The organism is Verrucomicrobiia bacterium, from assembly GCA_035629175.1.
GTDB lineage: Bacteria > Verrucomicrobiota > Verrucomicrobiia > Limisphaerales > DASXHY01 > DASXHY01.
In genome coordinates this window covers 1-15,702 of record DASPIL010000005.1, presented here as the reverse complement: position 1 = coordinate 15,702, position 15,702 = coordinate 1, and the positions used below count along the sequence as shown (strand labels likewise).

Sequence of the window (15,702 nt, the reverse complement as noted above, 5' to 3'; positions counted from 1 at the left end):
AACCGAATGCCGGCAGCCCCAATTCGCGTAACACAGGTTTCCTGCTATACAGCCGACCCGGAGGTCTGCGCTACGGCGTGGATTGCTTCCGCCCCAATCTGCTGCCAACTTCTGAGAACCCATGACTTTGGCTGACCCCGGACACAGCGCCACTTCCGTCCTGCAAGGATATAGATCCGTTGGAGACGTGTACGACGAGATGATGTCCGGCGGCGTCCCGCGTCCTCACTGGCACAAGCTGATTGAATCGTTCGACCGCCTCAGCCCGCAGGATCGCATCAGCCGCCGCGACACCGCCCGCCGCATTCTGCGTGAGAGCGGCGTCACTTATAATGTTTACGGCGACAACCAGGGCCTTGGACGTCCGTGGTCACTTGACCTGATGCCCCTCGTGATCCCGCCAGCGGAATGGCAGGCGCTCGAGGCGGGATTGATCCAGCGAACGCGCCTGCTAAACCTCGTGCTGGCCGACTTCTACGGCCCGCAAGCATTGATTCGCGAGGGCGTGTTGCCGTCGGCACTTCTCTACGCAAATCCGGGTTACTTGCGACCCTGCCACGGAATCTCTCTGCCGCGAAATATTTTTTTGTTCCTGCACGCGGTCGACCTCGCGCGCTCCGCTGACGGCCGCTGGTGGGCGCTGTCCGATCGCACCCAGGCACCTTCGGGTGCGGGCTATGCGCTCGAGAACCGCATTGTGTTGTCGCGAATCCTGCCCGACGAATTTCGAGAATGCCGCGTCGAACGCCTCGCCGCCTTCTTCCAGTTGATGCGCGACACGCTGCAGTCAATCGCATCGCGACCGCACGGACAACCGCACATCGTCGTGCTCACGCCCGGGCCCTACAATGAGACATATTTCGAACACGTGTACCTGGCGCGCTATCTCGGGTTCCCCCTGGTCGAGGGAGCAGATCTCACAGTGCGTGATCGGCGCGTTTTCCTGAAGACGCTCGAAGGACTCCAGCCAGTCGATGTGATCCTGCGGCGGGCCGACGACACCTTTTGCGATCCGCTGGAACTGCGTCCCGACTCGATGCTCGGCGTTCCTGGATTGATCGAGGCGATTCGCGCGGGGAACGTCAGCGTTGCAAACTCGCTCGGGAGCGGCGCCGTTGAAACGCCTGCGCTGGCCGCATTTCTGCCGACGCTTGCGCAACGCTTGCTCGGCGAAGAATTGAAGTTGCCGTCGGTGGCGACCTGGTGGTGCGGCCAGGAAAAGGAACAGCAATACGTGCGTGATCACTTGCCGGAACTGGTCGTGAAACCTGCCTTTGGCGGCGGCCGCGAACCCGTCTTTGGAGGTTCGCTGGACGACACCGCCCGCGCCGAGCTGATTCGTGAAATCGATGCCGCACCGCACGATTTTCTAGCGCAGGAACAAATCTCCCTCAGCACGGCACCTGTGCTGGAACGCGACACCATGGAGCCGCGGCCAATCGTTCTCAGGACTTACATCTGCGCCGCGCGCGATGGATTCGTTGCGATGCCCGGCGGGCTCGCGCGATTCTCCACCGCGCCAGAACGTTTGACGGTTTCAATGCAGAGCGGCGGCGGAAGCAAGGATGCGTGGGTGATATCCGATGAACCCGTCAGCCAGATGACGCTGCTGCTGCCCAACCCCCAAATGGTCCCGGTCGAGCGCAGCGCCGCCGAACTTCCCAGCCGCATCGCGGAAAACCTTTTCTGGCTTGGCCGTTACACCGAGCGGCTCGAGGATACAGTGCGGCTTCTGCGTTGCCTGCTCGCGCGCCTCTCAGGCGAATCGGGCACCGACGATACTCCCGAGCTCGGCGCGCTCATCCATCTGCTGGTTGAGCTTGATTTGTTTCCGCAACGGTTTCGCGAACGCTACACGCTCGCTGCCGTTGAACGCGAAGCCTATGCGCTGATATACCAAACCCAGCGCCTCGGATCGCTCCGCGAAGTGCTGGGACGGCTCAACCATATCGCGTTCGCACTGCGCGACCGGTTCTCATCCGACACGTGGCGCATCATCAATAAACTTCAGGTGGACGGCCGTCCGAGACCGGGACGCATTCCCGTCTCTGAGGCACTCGCGCTCCTGAACACGCTCGTCGTCGACCTTGCTGCGTTTTCCGGAATGGAAATGGAGAACATGACGCGCGGGCACGGATGGCGTTTCCTGGAAATCGGACGCCGCCTGGAACGGGCTTCCAACATCACCAGCCTCGTTCAAGGGGGAATAGCGCTCGAGCTTCTCGGCCGCAGCGCACTTGAATCGGTCCTCGAAATCGCTGACAGCACGATCACCTATCGGCGCTTCTATTTCTCGCAACCGCAATGGCCCACCACCCTCGACCTGCTTCTCGGGGATCAAGGCAATCCGCGTTCGCTGTGCTTCCAAATAGATTCCCTGTGCAACCATGCGGCGAACCTTCCCCGGGAAAACGAGCTGGCAGGCGCAACCGAAACGGGAAACATTGAAGCGCTGCGCACAATGCTGCGCGACGCAGCGTGGCAGGCTCTCGCGCAACACGAGCTCTCGGGACGCGGTCCCGCTGTCAGTCCGCTGCTCGCGCGCATCGCCTCCGAACTCCGTGGCCTCTCCGATGCCATCAACCAGCAGTACTTCAGTCACGCGGCAACGCAGGTGAGTTGAAAGGCGCTGTGCTTTACGAAATCGTCCATCGCACCCGTTACAGCTACAGCAGCACGGTCTCCGTGTCGCATCACATCGCGCGGCTGACGCCTCGGAATCTCGAATGCCAGGAGCGCCTCGAACAGGAGGTGAACGTGTCTCCTGCGCCATCCGTCATTGCTCATCACACAGATTACTTTGGCAACCGCGCAACGTTCTTTACGCTTTCCACGCCGCATCAAACCCTCGACATCACCGCGCGCAGCCGCGTGCAAATTCGCGCCCGCGACGTTCCCCTGCCCGATGCCAGCCCACCGTGGGAACAGGCGCGCAACGACTCGTCGCAGAGCGTTCGAATTGCACCTGAAATCCAGGAGTTCACATTTGCGTCAACGTTGATTCCGCGCGACGCGGAACTCGCCGACTATGCCGCCGCGAGCTTTCCCCCGGGCCGGCCCCTGTTCGAAGCAGTGCTCGACCTTACGCGCCGGATTCATCAGGAGTTTCAATTTGATGCACGCGCCACCACTGTCGCCACGCCGCTCAAGGAGGTCATCCGCACGCGCCGCGGTGTGTGCCAGGATTTTGCGCAAATTCAAATCGGATGCCTCCGTTCACTCAACCTTGCGGCCCGTTATGTCAGCGGATATCTCGAAACGCTGCCGCCGCCGGGGGAGGAAAAGCTCACAGGCTCCGACGCATCGCACGCCTGGGTGCAGGTGTTCATCCCTTCGATCGGTTGGATTGATTTCGATCCCACCAACAACGTTGTCCCTTCCGAACGTCACATCACAGTGGCGTGGGGTCGCGACTTTAATGATGTCAGCCCGATCCGCGGTGTGATGGTCGGGGGCGGACAGCACCAATTGAGTGTGGCCGTCGATGTGGTGCCTCTTGCACCTGACACGGAACAACAGCAACAACAACAACAGTGACGTTACAGCCTTTCCATGGTGCGGCGCCGAGGCATCGCAGAGTCAGAGAAGAAACGACCCCTGCTATTTATGTGGGTGTCATGCAACCGCCAACGCGTCTCTGCGTCTCTGCGGTGAAGAAATGTTTTAAACGGGGTTTGCGCGAATTACACGAAACTCCGCGAATTGAACAAAGGAATTTTAACCACGAATGGACGCGGATTGGGAAAGAGAATTCACTGCTTTTCTCTGCTGCCTCTGCGTGCTCCTGTTGAACGTCTTCTCTTCGCGCTGTTTGTGGCTTCGCATGGGGCAGCTTCGTTTCGTTCTCTTGGTCACCTCGGCAAAGGCGTTTAACAGGAGGCCGCAGAGGTAGCAGAGATGAAGAAAAGAGCCTGCTGCTTATGCGAGGGTCGTCGAACTTGCCAACGCGTCTCAGTCCCTAACCCGTTCGACCACCCACTGTTAATCACACCCTTTGCGGAAGCGGCAGAACTTCCACGTTGCTGGTCTTCTGCACCTTTCCTAGCATCGCGGCATGCCCGAATCCATTTCACCGACAGCGCAAATCCGCAGCGATGGACGCAGCGCCGACCAATTGCGCCCGATCCGCTTCGTCAATGGCATCGCTCCCAACGCCACGGGTTCAACCTTGGTTGAGTGGGGCAACACGCGGGTGATTTGTGGCGTCACGGTTGAGGAAACCGTGCCGCGCTGGATGAAGGAACAAGGCGTCACGGGCGGATGGATCACCGCGGAATACTCGATGCTCCCCTACTCCACGCACACGAGAAAGGCGCGCGACAGCAGCAAGGGAAAGATCGACGGACGCTCGCAGGAAATACAGCGCCTGATCGGCCGGGCACTGCGGGCCGCAATCGATCTCGAAAAGCTCGGCTCGCGCACCATCTGGGTGGATTGCGATGTCCTTCAGGCCGACGGAGGAACGCGCACCGCCGCCATCACTGGCGCTTACGTCGCGCTGTCGCTGGCCATTCGACGATTGTTGGACGAGCGGCGATTGCTGACGAATCCCCTGCTCCACGCTGTCGCTGCCGTGAGCGTCGGGATTGTTGGTGGCACAGCAATGATCGACCTTTGCTATACCGAAGACGTCGCCGCAGGCGTCGATATGAATCTGGTCATGAATGCCGCTGGCGAATTCATTGAGCTTCAGGGAACGGGCGAGGAATCCACCTTCAGCGAAAGCCAACTCGGCCAGTTGTTGCAACTCGGCCGCGCGGGCATTCGACAGCTTCTCGATGCCCAGGCCACCGCGGTGGCATGAACACGCGGCCGAAAAAAAAGTCTCAAGGAAAGAGGCAGCCACCGCTCTGGACGGTCGCCATCGTCACGCAACCCGAGGCGGACGACGCTGTTTCTGCGATACTCGAGGACATCACGGGCGAAATGCCATCGTCCTATACCGATGTTGAGACGCAGCAGACAAGCGTCACAGCGTATCTCTCTGGAACACCTGATCGCACGCAACTGCGGCGCGACCTCGCTGCAGGACTCAGGCGAATCTCTGAATGCGGATTGCGCATCGAACCTGGACGGATCGCCATTCGCCTGCTGCGCCGCGAAGATTGGGCGGAATCGTGGAAGCGGCATTTTCGCGCCATTGAAATTGGCAAAGCGCTCCTGCTGAAGCCGAGCTGGATTCGAATCAGACCCAAAGCAGGGCAGGCGGTGGTTGTGCTGGATCCCGGCCTGAGTTTCGGCACAGGACAGCATCCCACCACGAGTTTTTGTCTCCAGCAACTGGTAAGGGCAATCCGCGGCCATCACAAACCCATGGCGCTGCTCGACATCGGAACAGGTTCGGGCGTGCTCGCAATTGCGGGTGCGAAGCTCGGGTATGCGCGGGTGCACGCGTTTGATTTCGATCCCGAGTCTGTTCGCATCGCCAGGGAAAACGCTCGCGTGAACGGCGTGGCCCGACGAATTCAAGTTTTTCAGGCGGACCTCACGCGTCTTCCGCGGCGCGCGCCCGAGACGTTCGATGTGGTCTGCGCGAATTTGATTTCCACCCTGCTCGTTGCAGAGGCCGATCGCATTGTTTCCAGGCTGGGCGCCAATGGGACATTGATTGTTGCTGGGATCCTCGACGCCGAATTTGAATCTGTCGCTACTGCGTTTGCGTCGCGCGGATTCAAACTCTCAACGAGCAGGAAGGAGAAGGAATGGCGCTCGGGAATGTTCCAGAGGACGAGACAGGATGCATGAAGATTCCGTACTACCACGTCGACGCCTTCACAAATAAACGCTTTTCGGGAAATCCCGCTGGCGTTTGCCTGCTGGCTGATTGGGCCAGTGATGACGTCCTGCAAAACATCGCGAACGAAAACAATCTCGCTGAAACGGCATTCGTGATTCAACGGCAGTCACAGTTCGACCTCCGTTGGTTTTCGCCGACAACCGAGATTGATCTCTGCGGACACGCAACCCTCGCTTCGGCGCACGTGCTGTTTCAACACCTTGGGTATCAGCCGGACACAATCACGTTTGAAACCCGTTCGGGCAAACTCAAGGTGACTCGCGCGAGTGATCTCCTCACGCTTGATTTTCCATCCCGTCCTGCGACCGGATGCGCGCCCCCCACTGATCTCATCCAGGCGCTCGGCCGCACTCCTGTTCATACTGGAAAAGCTCGCGATTACCTCGCCGTGCTGGATTCGGAGAAGGCAGTTCGGGAACTTCAGCCTGATTTGAATGCCGTGTCGCGGCTCGACTGTCTCGGCGTCATCGTCACTGCACCAGGCGACCACTGCGATTTCGTCTCACGGTTTTTCGCTCCAAGCATTGGAGTGCCGGAGGATCCCGTGACGGGATCGGCACACTGCACGCTGATTCCCTATTGGGCGGAGCGCCTGGGCCGTTCGCGTATGCATGCGCGACAGCTTTCAAGACGTGGCGGCGAACTCTTTTGCGAACTCCACGGGGGTCGCGTTGGCATAGGAGGGCATGCGGTGACCTACCATGCCGGATTTATTGAGCTGACTTGAAGAGCTGGGTTGCCGCGCTCCGGAACGCAGGCCTCAGCCTGCTTCAACGTCCCACACGCGCAACGTGTTGAACTTGCCAACACGCCCCTCAGTCCCCGCGCTCAAGCGGCGTGAACGCCGCGCCCCGGAACGAATCCTGATGATTTTGCGATTGCATCCACTTGCCTGCGTGCCCTTACTCCCCGCGTGTTTCAAAACCGGCGTGACCTGTTGATCGCGTTGAGCATTGTTTTCGCTGTGTTTCTCTGGGGAGGAAACAACGCGGGAACGCGGTTCATCGTGGGCGTCTGGCCTCCTGTGTGGACGGGCTCCACTCGATTCGCCTGCGCCGGGCTGATCCTCCTCGCCCTATTGCGCTGGACGCGCTGGTTCGGTGAACCCCGCCACCTCACCCGAGAACTGAATCGCCAGCTCTGGATTCGCGGAGCATTGAGCCTGGCGGTTTACATCGTCTGCTTCAACTGGGCACTCCGCTTCACTTCCGCATCCCACGTTGCCTTGTATCTCGGCGCCGCGCCCGTGTGGGCATTACTATGGGAAGGCACCCCCGAACGCAGCTGGCGGACGCTCCAAAGATACGCGGCCGCTGTTCTCGCGCTGGCAGGTGTCCTCGTGCTGTTCTGGCCAGCCCTGCACGGGACGGGCAGCAATTGGATCGGTGAGGCCCTTGGCCTTGCGGTCAGCGTTCTTTGGACGAATTACGGACGCCAATGCCGCGCGCTTGGCGGCGTTTTGTCGGGCGTTGAAGTGAGCGCGCATACCATGTGGCGCGCAGGCGTGCTGTTGCTGCCATTTGCGTTGATCGAAGTTGTGCGCGAGGGGATCACGTGGCGCAACGACGTGGCAGCCATCCAACTGTATTGCATCATCGCGGGCGGCGTCGTTTCGTTCGGACTTTGGAACAACGCGCTGCGCTATTGGCCGACCAGCCAGGTCCTCCTGTTCAACAATGTCATTCCGCTCAGCACAGGCTTATGGGCGCACTACACACTCCGGGAACCGCTCAGCCGAACGTTCTGGATCGCAATGGTTCTGATCGTGACAGGAGTTGTCCTCGGCCAGACGAATTGGCAACGCAAGATCCCACCCGCCAACGTCCCTCCAATCGAGTAGGAGATCTGGGCATTTTCGTGTGTTTCGGACTGCTATCTGACAATTTCTTGTTTTTTCGGCAACATGTTTGCGCCGGGTTCACATCCCTCCGTGTTGGAGGGCTTTCCTCGAGGCGTGCGAAAAGACTTGGAAACCACGAAAGACCCGAACCACACGAAATCCGGCGCAGCATAGCGAGAAGACGTTCAACAGGAGCACGCAGAGGCAGCAGAAAAAAGCAGACGATGCTCTTTCCCAATCCGCCTCCATCCGTGGTCAAAATTCCCTTCTTCAATTCGCGAAAATTCGTGTAATTCGCGTAAACGCCGTTTTCCCCCTTCCGTTTTCGTTGCGGCTCGGCAGCTCTATGTATTTCGTGGTTACCCTCCTTATTGTGTAACGTAACTCCATGGACATCAAAAACCTCACCGCCGTTCCCGCGTTCATCACGAAGGATGGATCCGAGATCCGCGAACTGCTCGCGCACCGCAATTCATCGATCCGCAACCAAAGCCTCGCCGAAGCACGGCTGCCCGCCGGCGGCAGCACGCAGGAACATTATCATCCCAAAGCGGAGGAAATTTATTTCATCACGGAAGGCATGGGCCGGATCCGCATCGATGCCGAAACGCGCGAGGTGCAGGCAGGCGACGCGATTGCAATCCCGCCAGGCGCGCGTCACAAACTTTGGAACACTGGCGCAGGCCTGCTGAAGCTCCTCTGCTGCTGTGCCCCGGGTTACGAGCACGACGACACCGTCATCACCGAAGCTTGATCTGGAAAAGCAATTGACGTCGCCAAGGGCCGCGCCTTAACTCCTTCGATTATGCGAATTTTGGTTTTAGTGGCAGCTGTGATCTCAACGATGGTTCTCAATGGATGCTTCTTCCGCGGCTCGCGTCCGGAACCCAGCTATTCAGGGGCGCCTGCCGCAGGCACGTCTGCCCGCCATGCGGATGTCAGCACAAACCCGGCAGCTGGCTCGGATCGCGCTGCAGCGCCGCAGCCGGCGACGAACGCACCGATCGTTACCCTCGCGCAAGGCCTGAACGGCCGCGTCAGCTCCGCCAATTCCAACCTGAAGTTCGCGGTGATCACGTTTCCCGTCGGGCAGATGGCAGAGCAAAGCCAGCGTCTCCATGTGTATCGCGGAGGAATGAAAGTCGGCGAACTGCTCGTGACCGGCCCGCAGCGCGAAGACAGCACGGTGGCGGATATCACCGCGGGCGAGGTTCAAGTTGGCGATTCGGTGCGCGATCGATGACGTTCTGGGATCATCGATTTGCGAACAACGCCAGCAGCCGATCCCCGCCGAAGATCCAGATTACCGCCGCCGCGGCAATGTAAGGTCCATAGGGAAGGCGCGAGGACCATTCCCGCTTGCCTGCAGCGATCAATGCCACCCCAACGACGCTCCCGATCATGGAGCTGATCATCAGCGAAAAGAGCGTCGCCTGCCACCCGAGGAACGCCCCGATGGCGGCCATGAACTTGACGTCCCCAAATCCCATCGCCTCGCGCGGCAGCACGATTTCCTGGCTCACCGCCTCCATGTGCGCGACCTCCTCCGGGTTCAGCTTCTCGTCATTGATCAGCAACCGCTCGGGAGAAAGCCGCACCACCGCATCCTTGTAGCAACGATCCGGCAGCTCCAGCGTGCGCGCGTGGAGAACGACGACATCGGACTTTCGATAAAACAATTCCTCAAACGGAATCTCACGGTCAGGAAGGTGAACTGACGTTTCCGTGAAGATGATTCTAGCGTCGATCGGCAACTCCAGTTTCTGCCGTCCGAACAAGAGCTTGCCAATGCGCAGGATCGCGTAGATCACGCCAGCGCCGACCGCAACTCCCAGCACGCTCTGGATCATGTTCCCTGAAACCGTCGCACGCCCATGCAATCCCGGAACCACGAGCGAACAGATCAAGCCGGCGAACGTTCCGCCTATCGTGATCTCATCAGGAATGATGAAGTGTTCGAAATCAATGAACGTCGCGGCAATGAACCCTGCGATAAGAAGCGAATAGACCAGCGCAATCGCTGCCGACGTTTTGCCGTACGCCAGCCAGCAGCCGAGGAACGCAATGCCCGTCAGCAATTCGACAAGAAAATACCTGGCAGAAATGGGCGCCTTGCAGTTCCGGCACTTTCCCTGCAGGTAAAGCCACGTGATGAGTGGCACGTTCAAATACCACGGGATGGAATACTTGCAGTGCGGGCAATGTGATGGCGGCGAAACGACGCTTTGACCGAGCGGAAGGCGATGAATGACGACGTTTAGAAAGCTGCCCACCATGCAACCCAATACAAAGAAGACAAGCGACCAGAAGTGAAAAGGCACGCTGCGCCAGTTGGCCGGATCAAAGATCGGATCAACTCCCATATATATGTTTTTGCAACGCGCTTCGCATGACTTCAACGGGCGCCGGCTGTCCGCTCCAGATCTCCAGCGCCCTTGCGCCCTGGTAAAGCAGCATGCCCAGTCCGTTCGCCGTGGCACAACCCGCCTGGCGTGCTGCCTGCAGCAGTTGAGTCTCAGCCGGCCGATACACCATATCGTAGACACAGCGCGCCTGCTTCAATGAAAACTCCGCGCCTTCGACGGGAATCGGGTCCGCTGCCGCGAGACCAAGTGATGTGGCATTCAACAACAAGTCGACATCACCACGCGGATACCCAACTTGCGCCGCTGTGTGTGGAAAGCGATTCGCGATCTCTTCCGCGATGGCTTCGGCTTTGGATCGGGTTCGATTCACGAGGAATAGTTCGCGCGCGCCCTCGGCCGCCAGCTTTAGCGCTGCCACCCTGCCGGCCCCACCTGCGCCCAGCAGCACAACCCGTGATCCAGTCAATTCCACACCCAGGTCTTCCCGCAATGAACGCTCGATGGCGTCGGCATCGGTATTGAATCCGTGGGAGCGCACCTGATCGGGCGGACGCTCTTCAAACATTCGCAACGGCAGCCACTCGCCATTTCCGAGCCGTCCTTCGAACCGCACGGTATTCACGGCTCCCCACTCCCTTGCGGAGGCGTCGTGCAGGTCCATCATTTCCATCGCTAGCAATTTATGGGGAACCGTCAAATTCAGCCCGATGCACTGCAACGCGGCCGCGCCGCGCACGGCTGCTTGCAGGTTTTCGGGTTTGACGTCGAATGCAAGATATCGCCAGTTGAGTCCCAGTTGCTCGATGCCGGCGTTCTGCATTGCGGGCGAAGCCGAATGACGAATAGGCCGCCCGAGCACTGCGCAATAACGCGTGCTGGCGGAAATCGGCTTCAAAGGCTCGGCGAACACTCGGTGGTTTATAGTCGGCACCGCACCGGGATCAAAGTCGAAAGTCGGCCATCGGACCGCAGGCTTCAGCCTGCTTCAACGTCACACTCCCGCGACGTGCGGAACTTGCCCACGCGCCGCTCAGTCCCACCGCCCGAGCGGCGAAAACGCCGCGCTCCTGCAAAGTCCACTGGCGAAACCACAGTTCCCGTGGTAAATCCCTCCACCCCGCAGCATACCTTTCAGTTAAGCGGGCGCTCGCTTTGACGATGACAAGCGGCACCCGGCAATCTGAACGGTTCGCCCGGTGCCTTATAGCGCATGATCAATTTTGGCTCATCCAGGCGAACAGTTGCCACCGTGCAAAAGATCGCCCTGCTGGCAACCGTCACATTGTCAATTCCCGCCGCGCACGCCAACGCCACGTTCAACATGATTGCAGAGCCCGGCACTCCGCAGTTCGCAATCGACGGATTCAATACCGCGGCGGCAATGTGGTCGTCAGTCATCGGCAACAACGTCACATTCAATATCCAGATCGGATACATGTCTCTCGGCGCCGGGGTGATCGGCGAAACCAGCAGTTCGTTCATCGAGGCGAGCTATTCCGCAACGCTTCAAGCGCTGCAATCGCGCCGCACATCCGCCGACGATTTTTCATCCTACGCCAGCCTGCAATCGGGCAGCAGCTTCTCCCGCCTGATCAATCTCACGAGTGACAGTCCCCACGGTTCCGGAAGTGTCACGCCTTACCTGGATTCCATGGATCGCATCGGACTCACGACCGCCAATGCAAAGGTTCTCGGTCTCCATCCCGAGGACAGTTCGATCGACGCGGTGATTCGTTTCAGCTCGGATTTCAGCTTCCACTTCGAACCCTTTGGTCCCGTCAGCGGAAGCGCGATGGATTTCATTGGCGTTGCCGCGCATGAAATCGGCCACGCCCTCGGGTTCTCGAGCGGAGTCGATGACATCGACTACTTCGCCGGCGTTTATCCGGCGGGCGATTTCAGTTCCAACCTGATCGATCTGTTTCGTTACTCCGAGCTAAGCCTGTCCCTCGGCGCAGGAGTGAGCGATTACACTGCGGACGGGCGTGACAAGTTTTTTTCCGCGGACGGCGGCGCGACGGAACTTGCGCTGTTCTCGAACGGAACGTTCTACGGCGATGGAAACCAGGCCAGCCATTGGCGCGATAATCTGGGCATCGGCCTGCTCGATCCCACGGCAGATTTTGGTGAACGCCTCGTGCTGTCCGATGTCGATCGCCGAATGCTCGATGTGATGGGTTACACGATTGTTCCCGAACCTGGAATTGGGGGGTTCTGCGCGCTGGCTCTTACGTTCTCGTTGTTGCGCATGCGTCGGAGGTAGGGATGGCGCGCACGCTTCAGCGTGCTTCAGCGTCATAGCCTCCCGTGCGTCGGCAATTGCCAACACGCATCGCATAGGAAAACGAAAAAGTCCCCGCCGGACCTTGCGGTCCAACGGGGACAAATCGGGGGATGGGAGTTCGCCACACTCTCTTTCCCGTGCCAACATTAGGCGCCACGCCAAGGCGGGCTGCCGGCTTCCCGACGCTATTCTCCACGGCAAGCGGAGTCTTCGGCCTCGTAGCAGGGCCGTCCAGCGTCTTGCGATCACTGGATTTTGAGTGAGGCTTTTCAGCTCGCTTGGGCTGATGGTTGCGCCACCAGCCTGCAAACCAGGACAAGACACGGCAGTGAATTTGCATCCGCGTCTTGACCACTTAGCACCAGGTCAGCTCCCGCTTTTGGCGGAACGTTCGCCCGATGCCACGGGTCTCGCCTCTTCACTCTCAGGTTGCTTTTCATTCACAGTTCAGCGGTGCCGTTTTTAGCATCGCTGAGTTCGGAAGTTTTTCACGCATCCTGCCTAGACCGCGTGTCCTTCCCGGTTCGCCTGCTCACTTTGTCCCGCCTTTCGGCGTCTTTCGTTTGGCGGATCCCGCAAAGCGGAACCGCCAGAGTCGGGCGTCCGTGCTGATGCACAGTAGCAACCGTTTACCCTCTGGGTAACTGCGATTCACCCGGACCCGAAACCAGCCCGGGCTACTTGACTCGGTTCGGAACGGCTTCTAATCGTTCCTGGCCGCCAAGTTCCTTTTCGCGTTACTGACCGCGCGCGAACGCAGTCAGAGGAACTGGTGAATCCTGCCTCCGCTTCCAGAATGTTTCATCCGAATTAAGAGGGGCCCAGCCAACCAGCCTGGCCCGGCCTTTCCCCAGTCACCTGGGATTATCCTTGAACCATGTGGGAACGATTTTATTCGCCGCCGCACAGTTCAGTTCTTTCAATGAACTGCGAACATCATAGCCGGAACCATCGATCCTTCAATGAAACGATATCCACAGGGTTATTCACCGGCAGCAATCACGCCGCGATTCCAAATGTCGTGTTTTCCAAAGCAATTTGCGATTTCTCGTGCGCACGAAAAAGTTGTTCACTGTTCAAAAGAAGCGTGAGATCGGGATGGTGAACAAGTTGCCGGAGCAGGAAATCTGTTGGCCGCTGGATCCGGCGATGTTTCCTGCTCTCACAAAGTTTTCGGTTCTTCGTCAATCAAAATTCGCATTCACCGGCAATCACCTTGCGAATGAATTTTCCCGGCCGATAATCTCCAGCCGATGTTGAATCTCTCGTCGCTCAATCCCCAGCAGCGCATCGCCGTTGAAACGGTGCGCGGCCCCGTCCTGATCCTCGCAGGCGCAGGCACCGGAAAGACGCGCGTGATCACCTTCCGCATCGCTCACATGATCGATCGCGGGATTCAACCGGGCAACATTCTCGCCGTCACCTTCACCAACAAGGCGGCGCGTGAAATGCAGGAACGCGTTCGAAAGCTTGTCCCGAAACCCAGGGTCAAGGAGGACGCGAAGGAAAATCGTCCCACCCTTTGCACGTTTCATTCGCTCTGCGTCCGCATCCTTCGCCAGCACATCGAAAAGCTTGGCTACAAGCGCAACTTCGTCATCTACGACGAGACCGAGCAGCTGGGCGCAATCAAAAAAATCCTCGCGCAGATTTCCGCGAAGGGCGAGAAGACCGATCCCTCCGCGATCCTTGGCCTGCTCAGCCGATTCAAAAACGGAGGCGCCAGTTCCGCCGCATTTGCCGATCCGAGCCTGCGCGCGATGGCGCAGCACATCCAGAAGCGTTACGAATCCGCCTTGCACGCCTGCAACGCCGTCGATTTCGATGACCTGATTCTGCTGACGCTCAAATTGTTCGAAGAACATCCCGACGCGCTGCAGGCCTGCCGCGAAAGGTATCGCTACGTCATGGTCGATGAATACCAGGACACAAACGCCGCGCAGTTCAAGCTGGTTCAGTTTCTCACGCAGGAGCATCGCAATCTGTGCGTCGTGGGGGACGACGACCAAAGCATTTACGGCTGGCGCGGCGCGGAAATTTCCAACCTTCTCGACATGGAAAAACATTTCCCCGAGGTGAAGGTCATCAAGCTCGAGCAGAATTATCGTTCCACCAACACGATCCTCAGCGCGGCGAACACAGTGATTCGCAACAACCTTCTCCGTCGCGGCAAACAGCTGTGGTCCGAGAAAGGCGACGGCGCCAAGATCGTGTTGAGTTGTTTCCCAACCGACGAAGACGAGGCGCGCGAGATCGTGGAACAGATTGAGTATGCCCGCATGGTGAAACGCATCCCGTGGGGCGCTCAGGCAATACTCTTTCGCACCAACCAGCAGTCGCGTCCGCTCGAAACAGCACTGCGCAAGGGGTCCGTGCGTTATCATCTGATCGGCGGCCAAAGCTTTTTTGATCGCCGCGAAATCCGGGATTTCCTCGCGTATCTCAAGATGTTCCTGAACCCGAACGACGACATCAGCCTGCTGCGCATCGCGAACACCCCCGCGCGCGGATTGAGCGACGTCACCATGGAACGCCTGCTTGCTGCCAGCCATGAACGCAGCTGTTCCGTTTACGCCGCGATGAAAAACCCGCTCGTGACGTCAACGTTTGTTGCAAAAACACGGGAGAGCATTGAGTCGTTTCTTGAATTCATCGAGCGAGTGAGGGCCGAAGTCATCACGCCTGCACCCGCCCTCGTCGGCCTCGATCTTGGCGCGTGGGCGGATCGCTTTCTCGACGAGATTGAATACTTCAATGAATTGCGGCGCGCGGAAAAGAATCCTGAGGCGGCCGACAATCGCATCCGCAACATCAAGGAACTGGTGGCGACGTTGCACGACACCGCCGCGGGCGACGCACCCTACGATCGGCTGCAAACCTTCCTCGAGGAAATCACGCTGGACAACGATCGCGAGGATGAGAAGGAATCGGCCGGGGACGCTGTCACGTTGATCACGATGCACAGCTGCAAAGGGCTGGAATATCCGCACGTGTACATTGTTGGCCTCGAGGATGGCCTGCTGCCGCATTCAAGGTCGAAGGTGGAAGGAACCCTGGACGAAGAGCGCAGATTATTTTACGTGGCAATCACGCGCGCGATGTTGTCGCTGAACATCAGCCATTGTGCGAGCCGCAAAAAATATGGACAGGCGCTGCCCTGTCACCCTTCCCCATTTCTCAAGGAACTTCCCGCGGAACTTGTGGAGCACGCCGACGAAAAGGCGAAGCAACCGGTTGCCACAGATTCCGGCAAGAGCATGTTCGCCGCCATCCGGGACGCGCTGGGGTGAGCCCCTGGCTAGCGCGTAGCGATAGGGGTAGGAGCGAGGGATTAACCTCGCCCCTCCCTCCAAACCGGACGGGCGGATTTCCCGCATCCGGCTTTCCGTTTAGTGGTTCCTGTCCGGAGTTGGCT

General features: G+C 59.0%; 12 protein-coding genes. 10 read left to right on the top strand and 2 right to left on the bottom strand.

Features of this window, described 5'->3' with window-relative positions:
* Window positions 1-121 precede the first annotated feature (121 nt).
* The 8 genes from VEH04_00840 (at window position 122) to VEH04_00805 (ending at window position 8,880) form a co-directional block, all read left to right on the top strand.
* On the top strand, window positions 122-2,623 hold the full coding sequence (locus tag VEH04_00840) for a circularly permuted type 2 ATP-grasp protein (protein ID HYG21297.1): 2,502 nt from the start codon (window positions 122-124) through the stop codon (window positions 2,621-2,623).
* Window positions 2,620-3,537 carry a transglutaminase family protein gene (locus tag VEH04_00835; protein ID HYG21296.1) on the top strand — a complete coding sequence of 306 codons (918 nt, stop codon included), beginning with the start codon at window positions 2,620-2,622 and terminating at the stop codon, window positions 3,535-3,537. Before VEH04_00840 ends, VEH04_00835 begins: the two co-directional genes overlap by 4 nt.
* 517 nt (window positions 3,538-4,054) lie before the next feature.
* The gene (rph, locus tag VEH04_00830; protein HYG21295.1) at window positions 4,055-4,804 is read left to right on the top strand and encodes a ribonuclease PH; all 750 of its coding nucleotides are present in this window, start codon (window positions 4,055-4,057) and stop codon (window positions 4,802-4,804) included.
* Window positions 4,801-5,745: a 50S ribosomal protein L11 methyltransferase gene (locus tag VEH04_00825; protein ID HYG21294.1), complete on the top strand. Its 945-nt coding sequence runs from the start codon at window positions 4,801-4,803 to the stop codon at window positions 5,743-5,745. Before rph ends, VEH04_00825 begins: the two co-directional genes overlap by 4 nt.
* Window positions 5,742-6,524 carry a PhzF family phenazine biosynthesis protein gene (locus VEH04_00820; GenBank protein HYG21293.1) on the top strand — a complete coding sequence of 261 codons (783 nt, stop codon included), beginning with the start codon at window positions 5,742-5,744 and terminating at the stop codon, window positions 6,522-6,524. Before VEH04_00825 ends, VEH04_00820 begins: the two co-directional genes overlap by 4 nt.
* Before the next feature lie 219 nt (window positions 6,525-6,743).
* The gene (locus VEH04_00815; GenBank protein ID HYG21292.1) at window positions 6,744-7,637 is read left to right on the top strand and encodes a DMT family transporter; all 894 of its coding nucleotides are present in this window, start codon (window positions 6,744-6,746) and stop codon (window positions 7,635-7,637) included.
* Window positions 7,638-8,025: 388 nt separating this feature from the next.
* On the top strand, window positions 8,026-8,391 hold the full coding sequence (locus VEH04_00810; GenBank protein HYG21291.1) for a cupin domain-containing protein: 366 nt from the start codon (window positions 8,026-8,028) through the stop codon (window positions 8,389-8,391).
* Between the two features lie 51 nt (window positions 8,392-8,442).
* Window positions 8,443-8,880: a hypothetical protein gene (locus tag VEH04_00805; GenBank protein ID HYG21290.1), complete on the top strand. Its 438-nt coding sequence runs from the start codon at window positions 8,443-8,445 to the stop codon at window positions 8,878-8,880.
* Window positions 8,881-8,890: 10 nt separating this feature from the next.
* On the opposite strand, the gene VEH04_00800 is transcribed toward VEH04_00805, so the two are convergent.
* Together VEH04_00800 and VEH04_00795 are read right to left on the bottom strand one after the other, a co-directional pair.
* The gene (locus VEH04_00800; protein ID HYG21289.1) at window positions 8,891-10,000 is read right to left on the bottom strand and encodes a prepilin peptidase; all 1,110 of its coding nucleotides are present in this window, start codon (window positions 9,998-10,000) and stop codon (window positions 8,891-8,893) included.
* On the bottom strand, window positions 9,990-10,913 hold the full coding sequence (locus tag VEH04_00795; protein ID HYG21288.1) for a shikimate dehydrogenase: 924 nt from the start codon (window positions 10,911-10,913) through the stop codon (window positions 9,990-9,992). Before VEH04_00795 ends, VEH04_00800 begins: the two co-directional genes overlap by 11 nt.
* Window positions 10,914-11,213: 300 nt before the next feature.
* Here VEH04_00795 and VEH04_00790 point away from each other — a divergent pair, with 300 nt between their 5' ends.
* Both VEH04_00790 and VEH04_00785 read left to right on the top strand, forming a co-directional pair.
* Complete coding sequence (locus VEH04_00790) at window positions 11,214-12,266, top strand: NF038122 family metalloprotease (GenBank protein ID HYG21287.1); 1,053 nt, start codon at window positions 11,214-11,216, stop codon at window positions 12,264-12,266.
* A gap of 1,274 nt (window positions 12,267-13,540) precedes the next feature.
* On the top strand, window positions 13,541-15,577 hold the full coding sequence (locus VEH04_00785; GenBank protein HYG21286.1) for a UvrD-helicase domain-containing protein: 2,037 nt from the start codon (window positions 13,541-13,543) through the stop codon (window positions 15,575-15,577).
* Window positions 15,578-15,702 lie beyond the last annotated feature (125 nt).